At 68.4% G+C, this 19,494-nt stretch carries 16 protein-coding genes and 1 riboswitch; of the genes, 7 read left to right on the top strand and 9 right to left on the bottom strand.

Going from position 1 to position 19,494, the window contains the following annotated elements:
• Window positions 1–205: 205 nt before the first annotated feature.
• Window positions 206–2,047, bottom strand: a complete 1,842-nt coding sequence (gene btuB, locus ABE434_RS07500; protein WP_346478380.1) for a TonB-dependent vitamin B12 receptor — start codon at window positions 2,045–2,047, stop codon at window positions 206–208.
• Between the two features lie 121 nt (window positions 2,048–2,168).
• A riboswitch (cobalamin riboswitch) is annotated at window positions 2,169–2,401 on the bottom strand.
• Window positions 2,402–2,553: 152 nt separating this feature from the next.
• Between btuB and ABE434_RS07495 the strand changes: the two genes are divergently transcribed.
• Entirely contained in the window at window positions 2,554–3,132 is a 579-nt protein-coding gene (locus ABE434_RS07495; protein ID WP_179461173.1) for a histidine phosphatase family protein, read from the top strand.
• Between the two features lie 37 nt (window positions 3,133–3,169).
• Here the strand turns inward: ABE434_RS07495 and ABE434_RS07490 are convergent, their stop codons facing one another.
• Both ABE434_RS07490 and ABE434_RS07485 read right to left on the bottom strand, forming a co-directional pair.
• On the bottom strand, window positions 3,170–3,541 hold the full coding sequence (locus ABE434_RS07490; RefSeq protein ID WP_346478379.1) for a TfoX/Sxy family protein: 372 nt from the start codon (window positions 3,539–3,541) through the stop codon (window positions 3,170–3,172).
• The gene (locus ABE434_RS07485; protein WP_088432024.1) at window positions 3,538–4,020 is read right to left on the bottom strand and encodes a GAF domain-containing protein; all 483 of its coding nucleotides are present in this window, start codon (window positions 4,018–4,020) and stop codon (window positions 3,538–3,540) included. Before ABE434_RS07485 ends, ABE434_RS07490 begins: the two co-directional genes overlap by 4 nt.
• Window positions 4,021–4,140: 120 nt before the next feature.
• On the opposite strand from ABE434_RS07485, the gene bioD reads away from it, so the two are divergent.
• Window positions 4,141–4,824, top strand: coding sequence for a dethiobiotin synthase (gene bioD, locus ABE434_RS07480; RefSeq protein WP_346478378.1), 684 nt, complete (start codon window positions 4,141–4,143; stop codon window positions 4,822–4,824).
• Window positions 4,825–4,827: 3 nt separating this feature from the next.
• On the opposite strand, the gene ABE434_RS07475 is transcribed toward bioD, so the two are convergent.
• The 4 genes from ABE434_RS07475 to msrB form a co-directional block, all read right to left on the bottom strand.
• Window positions 4,828–6,258: a PLP-dependent aminotransferase family protein gene (locus ABE434_RS07475; protein ID WP_346478377.1), complete on the bottom strand. Its 1,431-nt coding sequence runs from the start codon at window positions 6,256–6,258 to the stop codon at window positions 4,828–4,830.
• Between the two features lie 153 nt (window positions 6,259–6,411).
• Entirely contained in the window at window positions 6,412–7,155 is a 744-nt protein-coding gene (msrA, locus tag ABE434_RS07470) for a peptide-methionine (S)-S-oxide reductase MsrA (protein ID WP_346478376.1), read from the bottom strand.
• 11 nt (window positions 7,156–7,166) lie between these two features.
• Window positions 7,167–8,927: a cytochrome c biogenesis protein DipZ gene (locus ABE434_RS07465; protein WP_346478375.1), complete on the bottom strand. Its 1,761-nt coding sequence runs from the start codon at window positions 8,925–8,927 to the stop codon at window positions 7,167–7,169.
• A 36-nt stretch (window positions 8,928–8,963) separates the two neighbouring features.
• On the bottom strand, window positions 8,964–9,470 hold the full coding sequence (gene msrB / locus ABE434_RS07460; protein WP_176990660.1) for a peptide-methionine (R)-S-oxide reductase MsrB: 507 nt from the start codon (window positions 9,468–9,470) through the stop codon (window positions 8,964–8,966).
• Between the two features lie 146 nt (window positions 9,471–9,616).
• On the opposite strand from msrB, the gene ABE434_RS07455 reads away from it, so the two are divergent.
• Together ABE434_RS07455 and ABE434_RS07450 are read left to right on the top strand one after the other, a co-directional pair.
• Window positions 9,617–10,339 (top strand): response regulator transcription factor, encoded by a 723-nt coding sequence (locus ABE434_RS07455; RefSeq protein ID WP_346478374.1) that lies wholly within the window; start codon window positions 9,617–9,619, stop codon window positions 10,337–10,339.
• Window positions 10,336–11,805: a HAMP domain-containing sensor histidine kinase gene (locus tag ABE434_RS07450; RefSeq protein WP_346478373.1), complete on the top strand. Its 1,470-nt coding sequence runs from the start codon at window positions 10,336–10,338 to the stop codon at window positions 11,803–11,805. The genes ABE434_RS07455 and ABE434_RS07450 overlap by 4 nt, the downstream gene beginning before the upstream one ends.
• A gap of 93 nt (window positions 11,806–11,898) precedes the next feature.
• On the opposite strand, the gene ABE434_RS07445 is transcribed toward ABE434_RS07450, so the two are convergent.
• Together ABE434_RS07445 and queD are read right to left on the bottom strand one after the other, a co-directional pair.
• On the bottom strand, window positions 11,899–12,264 hold the full coding sequence (locus tag ABE434_RS07445) for a phasin family protein (protein ID WP_088432036.1): 366 nt from the start codon (window positions 12,262–12,264) through the stop codon (window positions 11,899–11,901).
• A 152-nt stretch (window positions 12,265–12,416) separates the two neighbouring features.
• Window positions 12,417–12,770, bottom strand: a complete 354-nt coding sequence (gene queD / locus ABE434_RS07440) for a 6-carboxytetrahydropterin synthase QueD (protein WP_176990663.1) — start codon at window positions 12,768–12,770, stop codon at window positions 12,417–12,419.
• A gap of 188 nt (window positions 12,771–12,958) precedes the next feature.
• On the opposite strand from queD, the gene ABE434_RS07435 reads away from it, so the two are divergent.
• The 3 genes from ABE434_RS07435 to ABE434_RS07425 all read left to right on the top strand — a co-directional run bounded on the left by ABE434_RS07435 (window position 12,959) and on the right by ABE434_RS07425 (window position 19,414).
• Window positions 12,959–15,604 carry a TonB-dependent receptor gene (locus ABE434_RS07435; protein WP_346478385.1) on the top strand — a complete coding sequence of 882 codons (2,646 nt, stop codon included), beginning with the start codon at window positions 12,959–12,961 and terminating at the stop codon, window positions 15,602–15,604.
• Window positions 15,605–15,694: 90 nt separating this feature from the next.
• Complete coding sequence (locus ABE434_RS07430) at window positions 15,695–18,259, top strand: M14 family zinc carboxypeptidase (protein WP_346478384.1); 2,565 nt, start codon at window positions 15,695–15,697, stop codon at window positions 18,257–18,259.
• 303 nt (window positions 18,260–18,562) lie between these two features.
• Window positions 18,563–19,414, top strand: a complete 852-nt coding sequence (locus ABE434_RS07425; RefSeq protein WP_346478372.1) for an EF-hand domain-containing protein — start codon at window positions 18,563–18,565, stop codon at window positions 19,412–19,414.
• Window positions 19,415–19,494 lie beyond the last annotated feature (80 nt).

Below are 19,494 nucleotides of genomic sequence, written 5' to 3'. Positions count from 1 at the left end.
AACGGTCGGCACCTACCAGGTTCAATGAGTGCCGACCAACGGTCGGCACCTACCAGGTTCAATGAGTGCCGACCAACGGTCGGCACCTACCAGGTTCAATGAGTGCCGACCAACGGTCGGCACCTACCGAGGATGATGGGGTGTGCCGGCCAGCGGTCGGCACCTACCGAGGCCGGGACGGCGGTGGTGCCGCCGTCCGGATGCCTTATTTCGGCTGGTAACGCACGCTCAGGCGGTATTCGCGGCCGGGCTGGTTGTACCAGGCAACGGTTTCGTAGTCGCGGTCGAACACGTTGCTGACCCGACCCATCACCGACCAGTCGCGGGTCAGGGCGTATTCCAGGCGCAGGTCGAGGGTGCCGTAGCCGCCCAGGCGCACGGTGTTGGCCGCGTCGTCGTAGCGCTTGCCGGCGCCGTTGGCGGTGAGGCCGGCGCGGACGTCACCGAAGCGGCGATCCACGTCCAGGCGTGCGGTGTTCTGTGCGCGGCGGGCCAGCCAGTTGTCGAACTGCGCGCTGCCGTCGGTGCGGTTGCGCGGGTCGGTGTGGCTGAGCTGTGCGTTGAGGTCAACCCCGGCGACGGTGATCGCGCCGGTCAGTTCGGCACCGCGGATGCGGGCCTTTTCGACCTGCGACATCATGAAGGTGGTCGCGTCGTAGGTGATCAGGTCATCGATGCGGGTTTCGTACACGTCCACGCCCCAGCGCCAGCCGTCGCCCTGCTGGGCGATGCCGACGTTCGCGCTCTTGGACTTCTCCGGATCCAGAGTCGGCACGCCGCTCCACGGGTCGTAGAGGTCGCTGAAGGTCGGCGCCTTGAACGCGGTGCCGTAGCTGGCGTTGAGGCGGAATCCGCTGCCCAGCTCCAGGCCCCAGCCGAGGCTGCCGGTGGTGTGGTTGCCGAACTGCTCGTTGTCGTCGTTGCGCACGCTGGCCTGCAGGTGGTGCGCGCCGAAGCGGCCCTGGTACTGCACGAACACGCCGGTGTTGTCGCGGCTGTCGACCAGGTAACCGGCACTGCTGCCGTCCAGGTTGTCCTGGCTCCAGTCCACGCCGGCGCTCAGCAGCTGGCCCTCGGCGATGCCGATATCGGCCTGCACCGAGGCGCTGTCGCGGTGGGTCTGCGCGTTGCCCAGCCAGGTGTCGCCGTTGAAGTTGTCCGATTCGTTGTCGGCGCGGCCGACATTCACGGTCAGGTTGAAGCGCTCGCTGGGCGTGTAGCGCAGCTTGCCGCCGAGCACCTGCTGCAGGGTCTCGGAGTAGTTGTAGTAACCGTCGTAATGGTTCTCGCCTTCGGCGCGCAGCGTGGTGCCTTCCAGGCTCAGCGTATCGGTCAGCGCATAGCCGCCGCGCAGGCTCATCGACAGGTTGCGGTAGCCGTCGCGATCGGGCTCATCGGCGCCGCACCCGGCGAACGGCGACACCGAGCCGCGGCAGGCGTTGATGCCATCGGTGTGCTGGTAGGCGATGTCGGTGCCGAACCAGCCACGCGCGCCACTGCCGCCGAAACCGCCGCTGGCCTCACGCAGGCCGTTGCTGCCCCCACCGAGCTGCAGGTGCGGCGCGAACTGGCCGGCGTTGCGACGGGTGAAGATCTGGATCACGCCACCGATCGCATCGGCGCCGTACAGACTGGACTGCGGACCCCGCACGATTTCGATGCGCTCGATCTGCGCCAGCGGCAGGTCCTGGATCATGGCCAGGCCGAGGTCGCCGGTGTTGATGCGCACGCCATCGACCAGCACCAGGGTGTGGGCCGAATTGGTGCCGCGCAGGAACAGCGAGCTCTGCTTGCCCAGGCCACCGCTGTTGTTGAGGTTGATGCCGGCACGGCCGCGCAGCAGATCCTGCAGCGACGGCGCCTGGCTGCGCTCGATCTCGGCGCGGTCGATGACCTGTGCCGGCGAGATGCTGTCCTGCAGGGCGATCGGGGTGCGGGTGGCGGTGACCAGCACCTGGTCCAGTGCGGTGGCATCGTCCTGTGCGGACGCCAGCAAGGGCAGGGCCGACAGCACGGCCAGGGAAAGAACGCGGGTTTGCAGCTTCATCGATGACTCCATGCACCGCGCACGCCCGCGCGGCAAGGGGTGGGGATGATCGCGCTGCAGGGGACATCGACGGTGGGCGGGCGCGCAGGCGCCGGCTTGCCGCCGCCATGCCCGCCGCATCGCAACCAGTCGTCTTCCAGGCCGGTCTCCGGGCTCGCGGGTCGATGGCGGTGCCATCGTGCCAGGCGCCTTCCCATGCCGGAGCACAGTGGCGTAGTGCCTGGTGTTTCCACGCTTACCGTTGCGGGGGCAGCGCCGGAGTGGCGGCGTGGCACAGAGCCTGACGCGTCACCGGCTTCCCGTTTCAACCTGGCGGCCTTGCAGCCCCGGGTCACCTGAAAGTGGGCGCAGTCTAAGCCATCGGCCGGGCCGGTGGAGCGCACCGGTTAGAATGCGCCTCGCTTTTTCGATGTGATCTCCATGACCCCAACGTGGTTGCAGCACCCCGGCACCGACGCCCGTGACCTTCACTGGCCGGCCGCAGCGGGCAGCAGAGGGGGGCGGGCATGATCCTCGACCTGATCCGCCATGCCAGCACCGGCCGCGACGATCATCTGGATGGCCGCACCGATCCGCCGCTGCACGAGGGCGCGACCGAGGCCATGTGCGCGCGCTATGCCGGGCTGTCCTGGCAGCGCGTGCTGTCCTCGCCGCGGCAGCGTGCACGCTCGAGCGCCGAGGCGCTGGCCGCTCTCCACGCGGTGGACGTGGAGGCCGACGAAGAATGGGAGGAACTCGACTTCGGCGACTGGGATGGCCTTGCCCTGGAGGCGCTGCCGATGGACGCGCTGTCGGCGTTCCATCTGGACCCGCACGCCAATCCACCGCCGCACGGGGAAAGCTGGGGCCATTTCGAGCGTCGCATCGCGCGTGGCCTGCATCGGTTGCTGGATGACCCGGACCCGGTGCCGACCCTGATCGTCAGTCATGGCGGGCCGCTGCGGATGGTGCTGTCGCAGGTGTGCGGTCTGCCGATGGCGATGTGCTGGGCGCTGCGCATCGATCACGGCACACGGCTGCGCCTGCGCGTGGAGCGCGAGGATGACCGGCTGTGGGGCGAACTGCTGGAGCTGCAGCAGGTGTGAAGCACGCGGATACCGACGGTATATCGGTGCCCGCGGATCAGCGGTTGTCGTCGTCGACCTCGAACGGCGGTGCTTCGTCGCCGTCATCGTCGCGATGCTCCACCGTGCGGTCATAGACCGGACCGGAGGCAGGGGGGGCCTTCTTCAGCGGCTGGTCGGCGATGATCGCTTCGTACTCGGCCACCAGCACAGCGCGGCGTGCCTCCGGCAGTTCCTGCCAGTGGCAGTCCTGCAGCGCGCCTTCCAGCGAGTAGAGCAGGTTCAAGCTGGGCTTGAAGCCAGCGCGGCGGACCTTGACGAAGGCACCGACCGCACCGACCGCCACCAGGTCTTCCGGCGTACGCAGACCGACCTGACGCAGCCAGGCTGCGCTCTTCGGGCCGATGTTGCGCAGCTTGACGCCACTCATCCCAGGGCCTCGACGAACACGGCGGCGATCGCTTCCAGACCGGCCTGGTCCTCGGCATCGAAGCGTGCCAGCGAGGGACTGTCCAGATCGAACACGCCGACCAGGTCACCGTTGTGGACCAGCGGCACCACCAGTTCCGAGCGCGAGGCCGAATCGCAGGCAATGTGGCCGGGGAACGCGTCGACGTCTTCGATGCGCTGGGTCACGCGCTGCGAGGCCGCAGCGCCACACACGCCCTTGTCGAGCGGAATGCGGACGCAGGCCGGCAGGCCCTGGAACGGGCCGACGACCAGTTCCTTGCCGTCGAAGAAGTAGAAGCCCACCCAGTTCAGGTGCGGCAGGGCGTGGTAGACCAGCGCCGACAGGTTGGCCGCATTGGCGATGCGGTCGCGCTCGCCGTGCACCAGGGCGCGGGCCTGGGCCAGCAGCTGGCCGTACTGTTCCGGCTTGCTGCCGGTGAGCGTGGAAGTATCGAACATGGCCGCAGTCTACCAAGCTGCACGCTTGCCTGCGCCGGGGCCGACGGAACGCAGCGGACCGCATGGCGGCGCTGCCCGGACGGCGGATAATGGCGCGTTTCCGCTTCCGGTCGTTTCCCCATGTCCCTGCCTGCGCCGCGCCCTGCCGCCCTGTTCGTCACCGGTACCGATACCGGCATCGGCAAGACCTTCAGCAGTTGCGTACTGCTGCATGCCCTGCGCCGTCACGGCGGCACCGCCGTGGGCATGAAGCCGGTCGCCAGCGGCTGCGAGCGCACGCCCGACGGCCTGCGCAACGAGGATGCCACCGCCCTGCTGGCGGCCAGCGTGCCGGCGCCGGCATACGACGACCTCAACCCGTTCGCGCTGGAGCAGCCGCTGGCCCCGGAGATCGCCGCCGCGGAGGCGGGCGTGCAGCTGTCGCTGGCCCCGATCGAAGCGGCGTTCGCACGCCTGCGCGCCAGCGCCGATACGGTGGTGGTCGAGGGTGTGGGGGGCTGGCTGGCGCCGCTGTCGGCCATGCTGGACCAAGGCGACCTGGTGCATGCACTGGAGCTGCCGGTGGTGATGGTGGTCGGCCTGCGCCTGGGCTGCCTCAACCACGCGCGGCTCACCGCCGACGCGATCGCGGCCCAGGGTGCGCGCTGCATCGGCTGGATCGCCAACGCGGTGGATCCGACCATGGCGCGACGGGAGGAGAACATCGCGCTGCTCACCGCGCGGCTGCCGATGCCGTGCTGGGGGCGGCTGCCGTATGCGCCGGGCGCGGATCCGGCCAGCCTGGCCGACCGCCTGGAATTCTGAGCGTCAGCCGCCCGCGCGGGTCAGCAGCGCCGTGGCCAACCGACCGACCGTGGCGATGGCGCCGGTGAACCACTCGTCCAGCTCCTGGCAGCAGGACAGGCGCAGGCAATGCCGGTAGCGCGCACCGCGCGAGTACACCTGGCCCGGCATGAACACCATGCCCTCGGCCAGCGCCTGCTCGAACAGCTCCCCGGCATCGATTGCCGCGGGCAGCTCCACCCACAGCAGGAAACCGCCGGTCGGCTGGGTGGCCGACGTGCCCGGCGGGAAATGCTGCGCGATCAGGCCGCGCACGTGGCTGACCTGATCGCTGTAGAGCCGGCGCAGCCCACGCAGGTGATGCTCGTAGTTGCCGGCTTCCAGGAACGCGGCCACCGCATCGCCGAGCAGGCGTGATTCGGCGCCCGAGGAGTGGAACTTGAGCAGTTGGATATCGGCGGCGAAGCGTCCGCCGTCGAGCCAGCCAATGCGGTAGTCCGGCGCGAGTGTTTTCGAGAATCCGCTGCAGACCATGATCCAGCCCTCGCGGTCGAAACTCTTGGCGAGCGGTTCCAGCGGCTCCTTGAACTGCAGTTCGGCGTACACCGCGTCTTCGATCAACGGCACCTGGTAGTGGTTCACCAGCGCGGCCAGGCGCTGCTTGTTCGGCACCGGCATGCTGCCGCCGAGCGGATTGTGCACGGTCGGCATGGCCATGATCGCGGCAATGCCGCCGGCATCGAGCAGCGCTTCCAGCGCGTCCAGATCGAGCCCGTCGCGCGGATGGGTCGGCAGTTCGATCGCGCGCAGGCCCAGGCTGCGCAGCAGCGGATAGATGTTGAAGTACGACGGCGCCTCGATCGCGACCGCATCGCCGGGCTTCGTTACCACACGCAGCGCGAGCTGCAGCGCTTCCATGGCGCCATGGGTGAGCACCAGCCGGTCGGTGGTGGTGTGCAGCCCCAGCCGCGGCCCACGCTGCACGATCTGCGTCAGCAGGCGTGCCGCGCCATTCGGGCGGGCATAGGTTTCCACGGTGGTGGCCGCACGGCGCAGCACCTGCGCGGTGCTGCGGGCCAGCTGCGCACCGGGATAGAAGCGCTTGCCGCGCGGCCCGGCGAAGGCCAGGTCGACGATGCCCGGCTGCTGCTGCGCGGCCAGCACGCGCGCCATCATCGCCTGCTGTGCAGGGGCGGTCGGCGGCGAGGGCGCCTGCCGCAGCGACTGCGTGGGCTCGGGCAGGCGCGGGCTGACCACGAAGCCGGCCTTGGGCCGCGGCAACACCAGCCCGGCATCCTCGAGCTGCCGATACGCCGCGATCACCGTGTTGAGGCTGAGGCTGCGCTGCGTCGCCAGGCCGCGCAGCGATGGCAGGCGGGTGCCGACCGGCAGCCGTCCGCTGCGGATCGCATCGGCCATTTCATCGGCCAGGGACTGGTAGAGGTTGGTCGCCATCGGCAGCTGCATCCATGGAAATCTGTAACCGTGCGGATGCCAGTCATCTGCATCTGTATCCGCGTCCGGCGCCAGCCTACCATGCGCTCCAGACTTCCCCCACGCACGGCAGGATCTTGTGTGCCGTGCGTCTTTTCTTGTGTTTCCGCGCGATCAGCGCGCTGAAATGGTGGTGCTCACCAGGCGCGGCTGCTCACGGTACAGCGCCGGGAACTGCTGTTTCAGCGCGACGACCTTGGGCAGGTCGTTGATCCGGATGTACAGCGACTCCGGGTGCAGCGTGAGGTAGTTCTGGTGATAGCCCTCGGCGGCGAAGAACGGCTTGCCGCCCTCGACCTGGGTCACCACCGGCGCGGCGTAGGTCTTGGCCTGCTGCAACTGGGCGATGTAGGCGCGGGTCGCACCCCGCTGGGCCGCGTCGTCGGCATACACCGCCGAGCGGTACTGGGTGCCACGGTCCGGGCCCTGCCGGTTGAGCTGGGTCGGGTCGTGGGCCACCGAGAAGAACACCTGCATCAACTGGCCGTAGCTCACCTGCGCGGGGTCGTAGGTGACCTGCACCGCCTCGGCATGACCGGTGCCGCCACTGCCGACGCGCGGGTAGGTCGCGTTCGCCGCGCTGCCGCCGATGTAGCCGGAGAGCGCGTTGTCCACGCCCTTGATGTGCTGGAACACGCCCTGCACGCCCCAGAAGCAGCCGCCGGCGAACACCACCTGGGCGCGCTTCACCCCGGGCTGGCGCAGGTCCGCGGTGCCGGTGGGTGCCGGGACGGCCACCGTCGTGGCGGCCGCGGCAGCATGTGCCGGCCGATCAAGACCCACCACCAGGCTGGCGGTGAGTGCGGCGATGGCGACGGCGATGCCGCCGGCCACGAGTTTGTCGACTGCGATCTTCATGCGATGGCTCCTCAACCAAACGTAAAGGCGTAGGCGTGCACGCCCGGATCGAGGAACTCGATCTCGAAGCTGCGCTCCTGCACGGCGCCGGACTGGCGGATCAGCTGATACAGACGGTTCTCATCGACCCGGCCCTCACCGTCGGCCGAGACGTCCCCGCCGGCCGCGGCGCCCGGCGGTTGGCCGTCGATGCGGACGCGGAAGCGCACCGGTCTGCCGTCTTCGGCCGGGGCCAGCACCAGGTGCAGGTCGCGGGCATGGAAGCGGAAGGCGATCCGGCCACCGGGCGCTTCCAGCCGGGCATCCTCGTTGCCCACGGTCCAGCGTCCGGCCAGTGCCCACTGGTTGTGCTGCAGCGTGGTGGGCACGGTGTAGTCGTCGGGTTGATCGTGGCGCTGCCCACCGGGCGAAGCGAAGTTCTCGGCGCGCGCATGGCCGAGGTAGGTCTCGGGCGACTTGAGGTTGTCCATGTCGGCCTGGCGCGCCACGCCGTCCAGCGCCATCGCCACCGGTGCATCGTCACCGGGCAGCGTGTTGCCGGCCTCGCGCAGCAGCTGGCGGATGATCTGCTCGGACTGCGCGTAGTTGCCCTCGCCGAAGTGATGCGCGCGGATCCGGCCCTGCGCATCGATGAAGTAGTGCGCCGGCCAGTACTTGTTGTTGAAGCCGCGCCAGATCGCGAAGTCGTTGTCGATCGCCACCGGGTAGGTGACCTTCAGATCCTTCACCGCGCGCTGCACGTTGGCCAGGTTGCGCTCGAAGGCGAACTCCGGCGCATGCACGCCGATCACCACCAGCCCGTGGTCGCGGTAGCGCTCGGCCCACTCGCGCACATAGGGCATGGCACGCAGGCAGTTGATGCAGGAGTACGTCCAGAAATCGACCAGCACCACCTTGCCGCGCAGCGCCTGCGCATCCAGCGGCGGGCTGTTGAGCCAGCCGGTGGCGCCGGCCAGCGAAGGCAACGTGCCTTCCACCGGCAGCGGTTCTCCGGGCGCGCTGCCGGCGGCGCGCATCATCGCTCCACCGGCCGGCGGCTCCTGCGCCGGCAGCACGTCGAGCAGGCCCTGTTCCAGCTTGGCGGTGCTGACCGTGGACAGCCGGGTCAGCACGCCGGTATCCCAGCCCATCGCAATGGCGACCACCGCCAGCAACGCCGCGATGCCCAGCCCACGCCGCACCCACTCGCCCACGCCAAGGCGGCGCTTGAGCGCGGCGAACACGCGCCCGCCGATCCAGATCGCCAGCGCCAGCGAGGTCGCCGCACCCAGCGCATAGGCCAGCAGCAGTCCGCTGGTGCCGACACTGGCGCCCTGCAGCGCCGCACCGGTCAGGATCAGGCCGAGGATCGGACCCGCGCACGGCGCCCACAGCAGGCCGGTAGCGATGCCGATCAGCAGCGAGGTGCCAACGCCCCCGCGCCCCGCATCACTGGCCGCATCGGCCGAGGCGCTCAGCCGCGCGCCCAGCCGCTGGAACGGCGACAGCAGTCGGTCGGCCAGGGCCGGCCACAGCAGCGCCAGCGCGAACAGCGCCATCACCACCAGCGCGAACCAGCGCCCGATCTGGTTGGCCTGCGCCACCCACTGGCTGCTCACCGCGGCCAGGCTGGCGACCACGGCGAACATCAAGGCCATGCCGATCAGCAGCGGCAGGCCGCTGCGCAGGAAGGGGCGGTCCGAGCGGGCGAACACGAACGGCAGCACCGGCAGGATGCAGGGGCTGAGGATGGTGAGCACGCCACCGAGGTAGGCCAGCACGAGCAGAAGCATGGAGAGGTCCTTCTATGACGCGGGGAAGTGCGGCGCTCAGGCCGCGACGAAATTCATGGCCACGCCGTTCATGCAGTAGCGCAGGCCAGTCGGGCGCGGGCCGTCATCGAAGACGTGGCCGAGGTGGCCACCGCAACGCCGGCAGTGCGCCTCGACACGCACCATGCCCAGCGTGGTGTCGCGGTCTTCGCCGACGGCATCGTGCAGCGGTGCCCAGAAGCTGGGCCAGCCGGTACCGCTGTCGAACTTGGTGGAGGAGGAGAACAGCGGCAACGCGCACCCGGCACAGGTGAAGGTGCCGCGCCGGTGCTCCTTGTTGAGGGGGCTGCTGAACGGCCGTTCGGTGCTCTGCCGGCGCAGCACGCTGTACTGGGCCGGGGTGAGCTGTTCGCGCCACTGCGCATCGCTGCGCATGACCTCGAACTGGCGCGCAGGCGCGGCGGGGGCGGCCGGGGCGGGCCCGCTGCAGGCGGTCAGTCCGAACAGGCCGGCCGCGGCGGCCATGCCACCCATTCCAAGCACATTGCGACGTGTGTAACGCATGGCCGATCTCCGGGCACGGGAACGATGCGGCCATGCTGCGCCCGGGCCGGTCAACGAATCCTCACGCAGGGTTAAATTTTCCGTGACACATTCCGGTCGCGATCCGTCGACAATGACGCCATGCCCTCCTGCCGCCCCCCGAGCCGATGAGCAGTGCCAAGCGCGTCCTGATCGTCGAAGACGATGTCCACATCGCCAACCTGCTGCGCATGCACCTGCGCGATGAAGGCTATGAGGTCACCCATGCCGCCACCGGCGACGAAGGCCTGGCCCTGCTCGAAGCGCAGCCCTGGAGCGCCCTCGTGCTCGACCTGATGCTGCCCGGCGTGGACGGGCTGGAGATCTGCAAGCGCGCCCGTTCGATGACGCGCTATACGCCGATCATCATCACCAGTGCGCGTGCCAGCGAAGTGCACCGCATTCTCGGCCTGGAGCTGGGCGCGGACGACTACCTGGCCAAGCCCTTCTCGATGCTGGAACTGGTGGCACGCGTGAAAGCGCTGCTGCGCCGGGTCGAGGCGATGGCGCAGAACGCGCGCATCGATGCGGGTGAGATCGAGGTCGCCGGGCTGCGTATCGATCCGGTCGCGCGCACGGCGCTGGTCGACGGCCGCGCGCTGGAACTCACCCCGCGCGAATTCGACCTGCTGTACTTCTTCGCCCGCCATCCCGGCCAGGTGTACTCGCGCATGGACCTGCTCAACCAGGTCTGGGGCTACCAGCACGACGGCTACGAGCACACCGTCAATACCCACATCAACCGGCTGCGCAACAAGATCGAGCGCGACGCGGCAAACCCGCAACGCATCCAGACGGTGTGGGGGCGCGGCTACAAGCTGGTCGATGCCAGCGAGGACGCAGGCGCATGATCCGGCTCACGCTGTCGCAACGCCTGTCCGCCGTGTTCTTCGCGCTGCTGTTGCTGTGCGGGGGCGCGCTGCTGTGGATCCAGATGCGCAGCACCGCCGTGCATGAGCAGGAAACCGTGCAGCGCCTGTCGCGCGGGCTGGCCGAGCACATTGCGCGCAGTGGCGAGCTGATGGATGGCCGCGGCATGCGCAATGGCGAAGTGCGCGCACTGTTCGGCAAGCTGATGGCGGTCAACCCGAGCGTGGAGGTGTACCTGCTCGACGACCAGGGGCGCATCCTGGGCCACGACGCGCCGGAGGGGCATCTGAAACGGTCCCGGGTCGATCTGGGTCCGGTGCAGGCGCTGCTGCGCGATGAGCCGCTGCCGATCCTCGGCGACGACCCGCGCAGTGCGACCGGCCGCAAGGTGTTCAATGCGGCGCCGCTGTGGGTGCAGGGACGGCAGGCGGGGTACATCTACGTGGTGCTGGTCGGTGAGCAGCGCGAAGCACTCGCCGCCAACATCGCTGCCAACAGCACGCTGCGCACGACGTTGTGGTCGCTGGCGATCGTCGCGGTCGTTGGGCTGCTTGCCGGCCTGGTCGCGTTCCGCTGGGTGACCCGCCCCCTGCGCCAGCTGACCCGGCGCATCCAGTCCTTCGATGTCGACACCGCCACGCCGGATGCCGCGCCGCCGCCGGCCCCGTTGCGTGCCGGCGAGCGCGACGAGCTGGCGATCCTGCAGCACAGCTTCGGCCACATGGCCCAGCGGCTGGGCGAGCAGTGGCAGCAGCTGCGCCAGCAGGACCTGCAGCGGCGCGAGCTGGTCGCCAACATTTCCCATGACCTGCGCACGCCGCTGTCGTCGCTGCACGGCTACCTGGAAACACTGGCACTCAAGGACGCCACGCTCAGCGCCGACGAGCGCCAGCGCTATCTCTCGATCGCCCTGTCGCAGAGCCACAAGGTCGGGCGCCTGGCCCAGGCCCTGTTCGAGCTGGCCCGGCTGGAGCACGGCGGGGTGGTGCTCGACCGCCAGGCCTTCTCGCTGCCGGACCTGATCCAGGATGTGTTCCAGAAGTTCGAGCTGGCGGCCGAGTCACGCCGACAGACGTTGGGCGCCGACATCCCGCCCGGCGTGCCGCCGGTGGTCGCGGATCTGGCGTTGATCGAGCGGGTGCTGACCAACCTGCTGGACAACGCCATCCGGCATACGCCGGAAGGTGGCCGTATCACCGTGACCCTGCGCGCGGCCGAGGGCGAGGTGCAGATCAGCGTGGCCGACACGGGCCCCGGCATCGCCCCCGACCGGCGGGACACCCTGTTCACCGCGATGCCGGCACTGGGCAGCCAGCGGCCGGACAGCGGCGGGCTGGGCCTGTTGATCGTGCATCGCATCCTGCAGCTGCACGGGCGTGACATCCGTCTGCTGGACAGTGGTGACGGGGCGCTGTTCGTGTTCTCGCTGCCGACGACGCGGCAGTAACGCCGGACAAAAAAAGACCCGACAGAGGGAGGGTTCTGTCGGGTCTGGGATTGCGTGGGGGGAGGGACCCACGCAAATTCGATGTTGTCCGGCTCAGCCGCGCGTCTTGCCTGCGCTGGGCGTGGCGGCCGCGAACGGCTGCCGGGCGAGTTCGCCGAAGGCTTCGGAGGCCTTCAGCCCCAGGCCTGCCACTTCCTGGCTGGCGCTGGTCCAACGGGCGAGGTTGTCACGTGCCAGTTGCGCGCCCTTGGGCAGCAGCGACTGCAGCGTGCCGGCATCCTGTGACTGCACGATTTCACCGAAGAACCCGCTGGTAGCGGTGATGTTCTTCTCCAGCGTCTTCAACTGCACCCCGAACATGCTCTCGGCATTTTCCAGTGCGAGCCGGTTGGCACGCGTGGCCGTGGCGGCCAGCTGGCGGGTGTAGTCGCTGAAGGAATCGGTGAACGCGGACGCCATGGTCAGGACGGCTCGAGAACGTTGATGCAATGCAGCATACGCCGAAAATATTGCATTGCAACATTTCGTTGCCAGTTGTGGTCCGGTGTCAGGGCTGGGAGCCGGCCAGCGGCCGGCACTACCGCGCCGTGTGGTACCCCCGCACCGCCAGATCAACCGCGGTAGCGGCAGCCCGAGGTGCAGGTTTCGTGCACGGTGACTTCGCTCAGCTCGGGCAGGGCCGGCTTGAGTTCGTTCCAGATCCAGATCGCCAGCCGTTCGCTGGTCGGGTTCTCCAGGCCGGGAATGTCGTTGAGGTAGTGGTGGTCCAGACGGTCGTAGATCGGCTGGAAGGCGGCTTTGACGTCGCCGAAATCCATGATCCAGCCGGTCTGCTCGCCAGGCTCCCCCTCGACCTTGAGTTCCACCCGGAAGGAGTGGCCGTGCAGGCGCGCGCACTTGTGGCCCGGCGGCACGTTGGGGAGGTGGTGAGCGGCCTCGAGGGTAAAGACTTTGAAGATTTCCATGGCCGCATTGTAGCGGTGGGCCGGGGGTCCAGCAGGCCCGGCGCGTTAATTGTTGCTCACGAAAACATTTCCATCCGGATGAAGAGATGTTAGTTTCTCTTATATCCGTATGAAGAGATGTTATTGGCCGTGGTTCAGCCAGGCATGGACTACTGCGGAACTTGTCGTCCACCACCCCACTGAAGTTCATGCCCAAGCACACTCTTCTCGTAGCGGCGTTGTCCGTCGCTCTGGCAACGCCTTTGATCGCGTTCGCCGACGCCGCCCCCGATGCCGCCGCCACCGGCGACAGCAAGACCCTCGCCGCCGTGCGGGTCACCGGGTCCAACATCAAGCGCACCGATACCGAGTCGGCCAACCCGGTACAGGTGATCGAGCGCCAGCAGCTGGAGGAGACCGGCAAGGCCACCGTCGCCGACCTGCTGCGCTCGATCTCGGCCAACACCGGCAACGCCGCCAACGAAACCACCAACAACGGGTGGGCCTCCGGCTCGGCCGGCATCGGCCTGCGCGGCCTGTCGCAGAAGAACACCCTGGTGCTGCTCAATGGCCGCCGCCTGGCCAACTACGGCTTCCCGGCCGGCGGCCTGTCCGACACTTTCGTCAACCTCAACGCGCTGCCGCTGGTCGCCGTGGAGCGCATCGAAGTGCTCAAGGACGGTGCCTCTGCCGTGTACGGCTCCGATGCCGTGGCCGGTGTGGTCAACATCATCACCCGGCAGAATTTCGAAGGTGCCGAACTCGGTGGCAGCCTGGGCACCGCCGACCAGGGCGGGCTGGACGAGCAGAACCTGAAGTTCATCGGCGGCATCGGTGACCTGGACACGGACGGCTACAACATCCTGGTCAGCCTGGAAGGCTACAACCGCGAGCGCCTGGACCAGGACCAGCGTGACCTGACCAAGTCCGGCATCTACACCGACAAGCCCGGCGGCCGCTGGAACGGGTGGTCGGCCAAGGGCGCACGCTATCTGGTCAACGGCACCTCGGTGCCGATGCTGGATGCCAGCGGCAATTGCCCCGAAGGCACGACGCTCGTTGCCAGCGCGCCGATCGATGGCCTGGCCGGCAACACCTGCGGCTTCAACCAGGCCCCGTACACCACGCTGATCCCCTCGACCAAGCGCTACCAGGCCTACGTCAACGGCACCTTCCGCGTGAACGACAACGTCGAAGCGTTCGGCGAAGTGCTCTACAGCGACATCAAGGGCGTCTCCTGGTTCGGCAGCAGCCCGTTCTTCACCCTCGAGAGCGGCCGCTTCGCGCTCAACGCCGACACCGGGCTGGCCGAGCCGGTCTCCTCCAATCTGCCGGCGAGCAGCCCGTACAACCCGTACGGCCGCGCCGTGCCGATCGAATACACCTTCTTCAACCTCGGCGCGACCATCAAGACCAACCGCTCGCAGGCCTACCGCGGCCTGGTCGGGCTGCGCGGCAGCCTGCAGAACTGGGATTGGGAAGTCGGTGCGTTCGGCGCCCGCAGCAGCGAGCGCGAGACCGTCTCCGGCGGCTTCGCCAACCGCTACGCGCTGGCCGATGCGCTGGCCAGCGGCAGCTACAACCTGCTCAATCCGTCGGCCACTCCGCAGGACGTGCTCAACGCGATCAACATCAGCACGCTGCGCCCGGCCGAGTCGGTGCTGCAGGGCGTGGACGCGAAGATCTCCGGTGCGATCGGCCATACCTGGGCCGGTGAAATCGGCTTCGCCGCCGGTGCCGAGTGGCGCCGCGAGAAGCTCGATTCCAACAATCCCTGGCAGATCGATGCCGGCCTGCAGATCCGTCCGGCGATCGCCGAAGTGCATGGCGAGCGCAAGGTCACCGCCGCCTATGCCGAAGTGAACGTGCCGCTGGCCGAGCGCCTTGAACTGCAAGCCGCGGCGCGTGCCGATCACTACAGCGATTTCGGTGATGCGTTCTCGCCCAAGCTGAGCCTGCGCTGGCAGCCGTGGGACATCCTGCTGGTGCGTGCGGCCGCTTCCAAGGGTTTCCGCGCGCCGTCGCTCTCGGAGAACTCCAACAGCACCAGCATCGCCTACGGCAGCGTGATCGATCCGCGCGACCCGGACGTGCCGGGTTCGCGGCAGAACCCGACCTTCTTCACCGTCGGCAACAACGACCTCAAGCCGGAGCGCACCAAGAGCTTCAACGCCGGCATCGTGCTCTCGCCGTGGTCCAACACCAGCCTGAGCGTGGACTACTACCGGATCGAGCTGGAGAACCTGGTCGGCACCAACAACACCCAGACCCTGGTCACCGATGACGTGCCCGGTGCGGTCCAGCGCGATGAGCGCGGCAAGCTGCTGGCGGTCTACAACCGCTACCAGAACCTGAGCGAGCTGAAGACCTCCGGCTTCGACGTCGAGCTGCGCCAGCGCTTCCCGACCGCGCGTGCCGGCGACTTCGGCCTGAGCACCGCCTTCACCCATGTGCGCGACTACAGCCGCCCCACCGTGGTCGGTGGTCCGCTGGTGGATTACGCCGGCAGCAACCTCGGCGCCACCCTGCCGAAGAACAAGGCGACCACCACCTTCGACTGGAGCTACGGCGATTTCCGCACTGCGCTGACCTGGTACTACACCAGCGGCTACGACCAGAAGGCCAGCGCCGCGGCCACCGCCGTGCAGGATCGCGTCGATGCGTACAACCAGTTCGATCTGTACCTGGGTTACACCGGCATCGACAAGCTGACCCTGTACGCGAAGATCCAGAACCTGGCCGACGAAGAGCCGCCGTACGACGCCTCGTTCCCGGGTATCCGCGCGCCGTATGACTTCAGCCAGTACGACCTGCGCGGCCGCTACCTCACGGTCGGCTTCGACTACCGCTTCTGACCTCATCCAGTGCACCGGAGCGTGCGCATACACAGGGCCGGAAGGAACCGGCCCGCATTTCGGGGAATCGCTGTGTCTTTGCAACGTCATCTGCTGTCTCCCATCGCCTGGTTGGCGCTGGTGCTGTGCCTGTTCGCTGCGCCTGCCTCCGCGCAGAGTGCGTACTTCTTCCCGGCCGGCGGTGATTTCGATCCGGCCGTGCCCACTCCCCAGCAGTTCCTCGGCCATGAGATCGGCAGCCGCTACACGCGGCACGATCAGCTGGTGGCCTATTTCAACGAACTGGCCAGGCACTCGGACAAGATCAGGGTCGAGGAGATCGGCCGCAGCTACGAGGGCCGCCCGCTGCTGATCGCCACGGTGACCTCGGCGCAGAACCTGCAGAACCTGGAGACGCTGCGCCGCCAGCACGTCACCCTGGCCGATCCGGCGCAGCCGCTCTCGGCCGCCGGCAACAGCCCGGTGGTGGTGTGGCTGGGCTACAGCGTGCACGGCAACGAGACCTCCAGCGGTGAAGCAGCGATGCTGACGGCCTACTACCTGGTCGCCAACCGCAGCGCGGAGACCGCGCAGTGGCTGCAGCAGGCGGTGGTGCTGTTCGATCCGGCGCAGAACCCGGACGGGCGCGACCGCGCGGCGAGCTGGCACAACGCCTACGCATCGTCGCCGGCGTCGGCCGATCCGGCCGACAAGGAACACGTCGAGCCGTTTCCGCAGGGCCGCACCAACCACTACTTCACCGACCTCAACCGCGACTGGCTGGCGCTGACCCAGCAGGACACGCGACCGAAGATCGCCTATTTCCATCAGTGGTATCCCAACGTCCAGATCGATTTCCACGAGATGGGCAAGGACAGCACCTACTACTTCGAACCGTCGCCGGCGAGCATGCACAGCCCGCTGATTCCGGCATCGTCGTATGACTTCAACAAGACCCTGGCCAGGTACCACGCGCAGTCTCTGGATGCGCTGGGCTCGCTGTACTACACCGGGGAAAACTTCGACAACTTCTCGCCGGTGTACGGCTCGACCTACCCGGACTTCCACGGCGCGGTCGGGGTGACGGTCGAGCAGGCGAGTTCGCGTGGCCGGGTGCAGGAATCGGTCAACGGCCTGTTGACCTTCGGCTTCACCATCCGCAACCAGGTGGCGACCGGCCTGGGCACGGTGCGCGGCGCGGTGACCGAACGCGACGGGTTGCTGAAGCTGCAGAAGGACTTCTTCCAGTCCGCGTTGAAGCAGGCCAACCAGCAGCCGGTGAAGTCGTTCGTGTTCGGCGACGCGGCCGATCCGGGCCTGACCCAGCGGCTGCTGGACCTGCTGCTGCAGCACCAGATCACCGTGCAGGCACTGAGCGCGCCGGTGACGGTGGACGGCCAGCGTTTCGAGCCGGGCAGCGCCTACGTGGTCCAGGCCGCGCAACCGCAGTTCCGGCTGGTGCATTCGATCTTCGCCGATACGCCGCCGATCAAGGGCGATGTGTTCTACGGCAGCACCTCCTACGCGATCGCGCCGGCCTACGGCATCGCCTTCGCCGCCAGCCGCAGCCGGATCGCCGGTGGCGAGCGCGTGGCCAGCGTGCCGGCCGCGAACGGTGGCGTGGCGGGTGGCCAGGCGGGCTACGCCTATGTGTTCGATTGGCGCGACTACAACGCCAGCCGCGCGCTGTATGCGCTGCAGGCCAAGGGTCTGTTGACCCGTGCCGCGTTCCAGCCGTTCACGGCGGCCACCGCGCAGGGGGAGCAGTCGTTCGGTTACGGCAGCATCGTGGTGCCGGTCGCAGGGCAGCCGCTGGCAGGCGCCGAGCTGCTCGCCGCGGTCGACGCGGCCGCGCGCAGCAGTGGCGTGCACATCCAGGCAGTGTCGAGTGGGCAGAGCCGGGGTGGCATCGATCTGGGCAGCGACAGTGTCAAAGCGCTGCGCAAGCCGGCAGTGGCCCTGGTGATGGGCGAGGGCGTCAGCGCCACCGAAATCGGCTCGGCGTGGTTCCTGCTCGACCAGCACCTGCAGCTGCCGGCCAGCAAGATCGACCCGGCCCAGCTGGGCAAGATCACGCTGGACCGCTACACCACGATAGTCCTGGCCGGCGGCACCTACACCGGCGTGGATGCCACCGCAGTCGCGGCGCTCAAGCGCTGGATCAACGCCGGTGGCTCGTTGATCACCTACGGTACCGCCGCGCGCTGGGCGATCGAGCAGAAGCTCAGCGATGAAGTGCTGGGGCCGGAGGAGAAAGAGCCGGAAGCAGCGCGGCGTGCGTTCGGTGACCAGCGGGACATTGCGGCGATCGAGCGCGTCAGCGGCAACATCCTCAGCGCGGACGTGGACAACACCCATCCGCTCGGCTTCGGCGTGCCACGCCGGCAGCTGGCGGTGAACAAGGAGAACGGCCTGAGCTTCCAGCCCAGCCGCAACCCGTTCTCCACCGTGGTGCGCATCGATGAGGCGCCCAAGGTCAACGGCTATCTGTCCGAGCGCAACCGCAGCCGCGTCGCCGGTGCCGCGTGGCTGGTGGTGTCGCCGCAGGGGCAGGGCAACGTGGTCCTGTTCGCCGATGACCCGGCCCACCGCAAGTACTGGCACGGCACCGAGCGTCTGCTGTTGAACGCGATCTTCTTCGGCAACCAGCTCAACCCGGCCAAGCCGCGCGGCTGACGCCTCCACTTCAGGTAGTGCCGGCCGCTGGCCGGCTCCCGACCGCACCCGAGGTGACACGCTGGCCTCCCCCGCTATGTGTCCGACACAGCCGACCAACGTCGGCTGTTTTCGGTTGTTGGACACCCATCACATCCCCCGTGAAAATTCCGTATTGCGAATCATTCGCAATAAGAATAGGATGGCGCCCGCTCACACTGGACGCGAGCGTCACCGGTACGTCGCGCCGATCCACGCCAAACCCGCCCGGTTGCGCGTCCGCGTCCTCGAACCGCCACCGTCCTTTTCTCCAGGGGAACCACCATGAAGATCGACCCGCTCACCGCTGCCGTGCTGGCACTGGTGCTGGCCCCGGCCGCCCTCGCGCAGCCGGCCACCACGACCGCCACGGTGTCGCCGACCGCGGCGGCCTTCCTGGCGCAGTTCGCCACCGAGGGCGCCGACAGCGTCAGCTGGGCCCAGTTCGAGGCCTTCCGCACACAGCGCTACGCCGAGACCGACCGCAACCACGACGGCCATGTCGAGGAACAGGAATACGTCGACGAATACCTGCAACGCTTCGATGTCCGCCTGGCCGACGCACGCGCCGGCCACCTGCGCCAGACCGACACCCGCTTCAAGGCGTTGGACCGCGACAGGAACGGGACGATCAGCCGCGCCGAATACGATGCCGCCGGGGAGCGCACCTGGGCCGGTTACGAGGCATCGCAGGACGCCACGCAGGAAACCGCTGCCGCGTCCTCGCGCGATCCGTTGAAGATGCCGACCTCGCATACCGCCAACGGCATGCTGGAGTTGTACGACCGCAACAAGGACGGCGTGGTCGATCGCGCGGAGTTCGACGCGGCGCGTGCGGCGGGCTTCGCCGCCACCGATACCGACGGCAACGGCGCGTTGTCGCTGACCGAGTACACCACCGAGTTCGAGGGCCGCCTGGAGCAGCAGCGCCAGCGTGTCCGCGCCGATGCCGGGCGCCAGGCCCGCGTGCGCTTCGCCTCGCTGGACAACGACAAAGATGGTCGCATGACCTTCGCCGAGTATCAGCTGTCGGGCAAGCGCATGTTCGACCGTGCCGACAGCAACGGTGATGGCGTCGTCGATGCGCGCGATCCCGAGCCGGTCGCCGGCGCGCACTCGGCCAACGGCAACCGCTAGCGGCCTGTAGGCGGCCCTGCCGCCCCCTGCACACGTACCTGCGCCTCCCAGCCCCGCTCGATCAGCCGATCGCCGCAGCC

This window comes from Stenotrophomonas sp. TWI1183 (genome assembly GCF_039673115.1).
Taxonomy (GTDB): Bacteria; Pseudomonadota; Gammaproteobacteria; order Xanthomonadales; family Xanthomonadaceae; genus Stenotrophomonas; species Stenotrophomonas maltophilia_AA.
This window is presented reverse-complemented; position numbering and strand designations above follow the sequence as displayed.

What these genes read in the sequence shown, in the direction of transcription:
- ABE434_RS07495 (WP_179461173.1), top strand. Translation starts at nt 2,554, where the DNA reads ATGATCCTCGACCTGATCCGCCATGCCAGCACCGGCCGCGACGATCAT.
- ABE434_RS07485 (WP_088432024.1), bottom strand. Translation starts at nt 4,020, where the DNA reads ATGTTCGATACTTCCACGCTCACCGGCAGCAAGCCGGAACAGTACGGC.
- ABE434_RS07490 (WP_346478379.1), bottom strand. Translation starts at nt 3,541, where the DNA reads ATGAGTGGCGTCAAGCTGCGCAACATCGGCCCGAAGAGCGCAGCCTGG.
- ABE434_RS07455 (WP_346478374.1), top strand. Translation starts at nt 9,617, where the DNA reads ATGAGCAGTGCCAAGCGCGTCCTGATCGTCGAAGACGATGTCCACATC.
- queD (WP_176990663.1), bottom strand. Translation starts at nt 12,770, where the DNA reads ATGGAAATCTTCAAAGTCTTTACCCTCGAGGCCGCTCACCACCTCCCC.
- msrA (WP_346478376.1), bottom strand. Translation starts at nt 7,155, where the DNA reads ATGAAGATCGCAGTCGACAAACTCGTGGCCGGCGGCATCGCCGTCGCC.
- ABE434_RS07435 (WP_346478385.1), top strand. Translation starts at nt 12,959, where the DNA reads ATGCCCAAGCACACTCTTCTCGTAGCGGCGTTGTCCGTCGCTCTGGCA.
- bioD (WP_346478378.1), top strand. Translation starts at nt 4,141, where the DNA reads ATGTCCCTGCCTGCGCCGCGCCCTGCCGCCCTGTTCGTCACCGGTACC.
- ABE434_RS07450 (WP_346478373.1), top strand. Translation starts at nt 10,336, where the DNA reads ATGATCCGGCTCACGCTGTCGCAACGCCTGTCCGCCGTGTTCTTCGCG.
- ABE434_RS07445 (WP_088432036.1), bottom strand. Translation starts at nt 12,264, where the DNA reads ATGGCGTCCGCGTTCACCGATTCCTTCAGCGACTACACCCGCCAGCTG.
- msrB (WP_176990660.1), bottom strand. Translation starts at nt 9,470, where the DNA reads ATGCGTTACACACGTCGCAATGTGCTTGGAATGGGTGGCATGGCCGCC.
- ABE434_RS07475 (WP_346478377.1), bottom strand. Translation starts at nt 6,258, where the DNA reads ATGGCGACCAACCTCTACCAGTCCCTGGCCGATGAAATGGCCGATGCG.
- ABE434_RS07465 (WP_346478375.1), bottom strand. Translation starts at nt 8,927, where the DNA reads ATGCTTCTGCTCGTGCTGGCCTACCTCGGTGGCGTGCTCACCATCCTC.
- btuB (WP_346478380.1), bottom strand. Translation starts at nt 2,047, where the DNA reads ATGAAGCTGCAAACCCGCGTTCTTTCCCTGGCCGTGCTGTCGGCCCTG.
- ABE434_RS07425 (WP_346478372.1), top strand. Translation starts at nt 18,563, where the DNA reads ATGAAGATCGACCCGCTCACCGCTGCCGTGCTGGCACTGGTGCTGGCC.